Source organism: Candidatus Thioglobus sp. (assembly GCF_029243085.1).
In the GTDB taxonomy this organism is placed as follows: domain Bacteria; phylum Pseudomonadota; class Gammaproteobacteria; order PS1; family Pseudothioglobaceae; genus Thioglobus_A.
The window spans coordinates 1-4,391 of the sequence record NZ_JAQWSS010000033.1 but is presented as its reverse complement, the minus strand read 5'-3'; the positions used below and the strand labels follow the sequence as shown (position 1 = coordinate 4,391).

General features: G+C 39.9%; 5 protein-coding genes and 1 tRNA gene. 1 reads left to right on the top strand and 5 read right to left on the bottom strand.

The genetic code is table 11. The annotated features are described in order from the left end of the window. Window positions 1-2: 2 nt before the first annotated feature. From P8M52_RS01830 to P8M52_RS01810, 5 genes are all read right to left on the bottom strand, one after another. Window positions 3-77, bottom strand: a tRNA-Gln gene (locus P8M52_RS01830). Next, window positions 57-923, bottom strand: a complete 867-nt coding sequence (ispE, locus tag P8M52_RS01825; protein ID WP_300306490.1) for a 4-(cytidine 5'-diphospho)-2-C-methyl-D-erythritol kinase — start codon at window positions 921-923, stop codon at window positions 57-59. Before ispE ends, P8M52_RS01830 begins: the two co-directional genes overlap by 21 nt. After that, window positions 916-1,458, bottom strand: coding sequence for an oligoribonuclease (gene orn, locus P8M52_RS01820; protein WP_300306487.1), 543 nt, complete (start codon window positions 1,456-1,458; stop codon window positions 916-918). Before orn ends, ispE begins: the two co-directional genes overlap by 8 nt. A 13-nt stretch (window positions 1,459-1,471) precedes the next feature. Further along, window positions 1,472-2,491 (bottom strand): anthranilate phosphoribosyltransferase, encoded by a 1,020-nt coding sequence (gene trpD / locus P8M52_RS01815; protein ID WP_300306484.1) that lies wholly within the window; start codon window positions 2,489-2,491, stop codon window positions 1,472-1,474. A 4-nt stretch (window positions 2,492-2,495) separates the two neighbouring features. Then, on the bottom strand, window positions 2,496-3,719 hold the full coding sequence (locus tag P8M52_RS01810; RefSeq protein ID WP_300306481.1) for an aminopeptidase P N-terminal domain-containing protein: 1,224 nt from the start codon (window positions 3,717-3,719) through the stop codon (window positions 2,496-2,498). Window positions 3,720-3,754: 35 nt separating this feature from the next. Between P8M52_RS01810 and P8M52_RS01805 the strand changes: the two genes are divergently transcribed. Beyond that, window positions 3,755-4,391, top strand: a 637-nt coding sequence (locus P8M52_RS01805) for a 16S rRNA (uracil(1498)-N(3))-methyltransferase (RefSeq protein WP_300306479.1), incomplete at its 3' end; no start/stop codon positions are given.

Below are 4,391 nucleotides of genomic sequence, written 5' to 3'. Positions count from 1 at the left end.
AATGGCTGGGCTGGCAGGATTTGAACCTGCGCATGACGGGATCAAAACCCGTTGCCTTACCGCTTGGCGACAGCCCATTTAAGGATTGGAGAAGTGCTTATTGCTTTCGCAGAAAAACTCATCCATTTTTTTGGTATTTTTTCTAATGCTACCATAGCATCTTTCTCATGAGCAAATTCTGCAAAAACACAACTACCTGTGCCACTCATTCTTGCTTTTCCTATCAGGTTAGAACATAAATCTAATTGTTCTAACGCAAGTCTGATTTCATCAGTTTGCTCTATTGCCGCTTGCAAACAATCATTATGAGTATTTGTCAGCTCAGAGAAGTCGGATATTTTCCCTATCATTGGACTCATTGTCAATGCTTTATGCGAGAAAATTTCTTTGGTGGAGGTGTGTTGATTGATAAATACCACTAAAAAGTAATGATCTGGTGTGTTTATAGGGCTAAGTATTTCCCCTACACCTTCAGCCCAAGCACTTCGAGCATTGATAAATATGGGTACATCAGCACCAAGCTGCAGCCCAAGCTGCATTAACTTTTTTTGATTAAATCCTACATTCCAAAGCTGATTTAGTGCAACTAAAGTGGTGGCCGCATCCGATGACCCGCCACCCAATCCGCCGCCAGCAGGGATGCGCTTAATAATTGAGATGTTTGCACCAAGAGTAACGCCACTCTCTTGCTGTAATAATTTGGCAGCTTGAATGATTAGATCATTTTCTGGAACAATATGTTCGTTGCCAGAGGCTCGGTTAATAGCAGGGTTGTTGGTGATTGAAAATTGCAGCTCATCATAGAAATTGAGCAATTGAAAGATAGTTTGTAGATTATGGTAGCCATCTTCTCGCTTTGAGTTGATATGCAAAAATAGATTTATTTTTGCAGGTGCAAGCCATATATCGGGGGTGCTAGACATCTATAAATACATCACGATAGTATTTTAATTCATTGATTGAATCACGAATATCAGCCAAAGCTAAATGTGCAGGTTCACCATCTCGCACCATTTTGGATTCAGGTTTCCAACGCACTAACAGCTCTTTAAGTGTCGTAACGTCTATATGGCGATAATGAAAGAATTTTTCTAATTCGGGCATGTAATTGTATAAAAAGCGTCGATCTTGACAAATGGTATTGCCACACATCGGTGAAGCGCCAGCATCAACGTATTTCTCTAAAAATTCAATAGTTTGCTTTTCGGCTTGCTTGGTTGAGATGACACTATCTTTAACGCGTTGTACTAATCCTGAATTAGTATGATGCTCTGTATTCCACTCATCCATGCCTGCTAAAATTTCACTACTTTGGTGAATAACGAGAGAGGGTCCTTCTGCCAAAATATTGAGATTTGCGTCAGTAACAATGGTGGCAATTTCGATAATAACATCACGTTCGGGTAGCAAGCCCGTCATCTCTAAATCAATCCAAATTAGGTTAGTTTCTTTATTCATTTTATTGTTTTTCCTAGCAGCCAGTAGATTCTCGTACAAAATCATCTAACTTTTGATGCGCAGATCCATTGTTTAATATCGTTAATGCTTTCTTGATGCCTGTTTGCAAAGAATCTGCCAAGCCGCTGACATATATAGCAGCGCCTGCATTCATAGCAATAATATTTTTTGCCGATCCCTCTTTACCATCAAGTGCTTGTTGGATAAGTACCAGAGAGCTTTCAGCGTCATCAGCTTTGATATCGTTTAAATTGCCTAAGGGCAAGTCAAAGTCAGTTGGGCTAATGGTGTAAGTTTTCACTGAGCCATTGTTGAGTTCCGCTACAAAAGTATCGTCAGCAATGGAAATCTCATCTAATCCATCATTAGAGTGAACCACCATCACATGGGTGGAGCCCAAGCTTTTTAGTACATTGGCAATTGGCTCAACCAGATTCTTGTCATAAACACCCATAACCTGAGTAGGCGCCTTAGCAGGGTTGGTCAATGGCCCAAGTACATTAAAAATAGTCCTCACAGCAAGCTCTTTACGCGGTCCAATTGCGTGCTTCATCGCTGAATGGTGTGCAGGTGCAAACATAAACCCTACACCGATCTTATCGACACTTTTACTGATTTGTTCTGCACTCATGTCTAGATTGACACCTGCAGCTTCTAATACGTCAGCACTACCTGATTTTGATGAAATTGAACGGTTACCGTGCTTGGCAACAGAGCCACCTGCTGCTGCAACCACAAAAGCACAGGCAGTTGAAATATTGAATAAGCCAAGGCCGTCACCTCCAGTGCCACAAGTATCAACCAAGTGCCTGGTTTTTTTAATTTCAACGCCTTTAGCGAGAGCGCGCATTACTTTGGCGCTAGCAGTGATCTCGGCAACAGTTTCGCCCTTCATAGCAAGGCCGACTAAAAAAGCACCGATTTGTGCATCAGTAGTTTTTCCCGTCATAATATCGGTCATTACATCATGCATTTGATGCTCATCTAAATTTTGTTTAGCAATAACTGCTTTGATTGCTTGTTGTATATTCATGGAGTTAGTCTTCGCTCATTAAAGTTTCAATTTCATCAATAGTTTTGGCAAGTTGTTCGGTTAAGACCGTGTTACCAGCATTTGTTACCAAAACATCGTCTTCGATTCTGATGCCAATATCATGATAAATAGGGTTGATTTTATCATCCTTGCGAATGTAAATACCAGGTTCAACAGTGATTACCATGCCTTCCTCAAATTTACGATGTTGTTGGTTGTGTTGATATTTTCCGACATCATGTACATCCATGCCTAACCAGTGACCAGTGCCATGCATGTAAAAGGTTGATAGTGACTCACCTGATGCAAGTAAGCCAAGCGATTCAAGCCCTTGCTGAATGATATTAGAGGCAATTTCATGTGGTTTGTGCACACTTGCGCCGGGCTTGATGCTGTCAATGGCTGCTAATTGGGCCTCTAGTACAATTTGATAAATTTGTTTTTGTGCTGTGCTAAAGCGACCATTAACCGGGAAAGTGCGTGTGATATCGCTAGCATAGTTATCAAATTCACAACCTGCATCAATCAGTACTAAATCACCATCTTTGAGTGGTTTGTTGTTTTCTATGTAATGTAATATGCAGGCATTTTTACCGCCTGCAACAATAGGAGTGTAAGCATGTACCGCATTGTTTTTGACAAAGTGTGCGTCAAAAACACTTTGAAGTTCGTATTCAAACATATTGGGAGCTACGTATTGCATAGCAAGTACGTGAGCTACCATTGAAATGTTGGCTGCTTTTTGCATGGTACTCATTTCAAACTCATCTTTGATTAAACGCATTTCATGCAAGGGGTCTTGTAGGCTTTTAATCGTATAGCTGGAGAGTAAACTGCTCAGCATTCTATCAAAATCACAAGGCTTTTCATCAAAATAAACAACATTTTCTGCTGTGATTAATTGTGCTAAATGATCTTCTAATAAATTGATGTTTAAAGCTTTTTCAAGTTTCAGAATCTCGGGTGCATCTGCAAGACCTAGACGCTCTCCATCCCAAATTTCACGATCAGGATCTTTATCTCTTAGAAACATAGTGTACGTGTTTCGACTAATGACAGCGACAGCTTGCGGCTCTTGAAATCCGGTTAAATAAAAAAAGTCGCTATGTGGCCTAAAAGGAAAAGTTACGTCACCATTTCTAAATTGTTCAGGATTGGTTGAGATAACGACAACAGCATTGTCATCAATTTGGCTTAATAGCTCTTTTCTTCTATTTTGATGTATCATTATTTTTCAATTCAGTTTAGTAGCGCAAAGATACCATGAAACACGTTCGCTTGTACCAAAATGCCCCTCTGAAAATTAATGATACTCTAGTGTTGGATGAGTACGGCTCTCATCATTTGATCAAGGTATTGCGCTTTCCTCAGGGGCAAAGTATTACCTTGTTTAATGGTGATGGTTATGATTATCAAGCAAATGTTTTAGATACCAAAAAACAATGCCAAGTTAATATTGTCTCTCGTACGTTTAATTCAACTGAGTCTTGTCTTAATCTTACTTTAGCGCAAGGTGTGGCCAAAGGTGAAAAGATGGATTTTTTAATACAAAAAGCGGTTGAATTGGGTGTTAATCAAATTGTGCCTATTTTTACTCAGCGATGTGTGGTTAAGCTTAAAGGTGAAAAGTTAAAAAAACGCGCACAACATTGGCAAAAGATTATTATTGGTGCTTGTGAGCAGTCCGGTAGATCAACTGTACCAAAATTATTAGAGCCATTGGATTTTGATAATTTCATTGAACAAGATTTTGGCAAGACGTTTGTACTTCATCATCGGGCGCAGCAGTCTTTATTGGAATTTGATAAAACCAGTCAGGCGACTATTATTATTGGTCCAGAAGGCGGTTTGAGCGAGCATGAGATTGCACATGCAATTCAGCAGGGTGCCTATCCATTGT

Coding starts and splice junctions, on each gene's coding strand:
- trpD (WP_300306484.1), bottom strand. CDS start 2,491: ATGAATATACAACAAGCAATCAAAGCAGTTATTGCTAAACAAAATTTA.
- P8M52_RS01810 (WP_300306481.1), bottom strand. CDS start 3,719: ATGATACATCAAAATAGAAGAAAAGAGCTATTAAGCCAAATTGATGAC.
- orn (WP_300306487.1), bottom strand. CDS start 1,458: ATGAATAAAGAAACTAACCTAATTTGGATTGATTTAGAGATGACGGGC.
- ispE (WP_300306490.1), bottom strand. CDS start 923: ATGTCTAGCACCCCCGATATATGGCTTGCACCTGCAAAAATAAATCTA.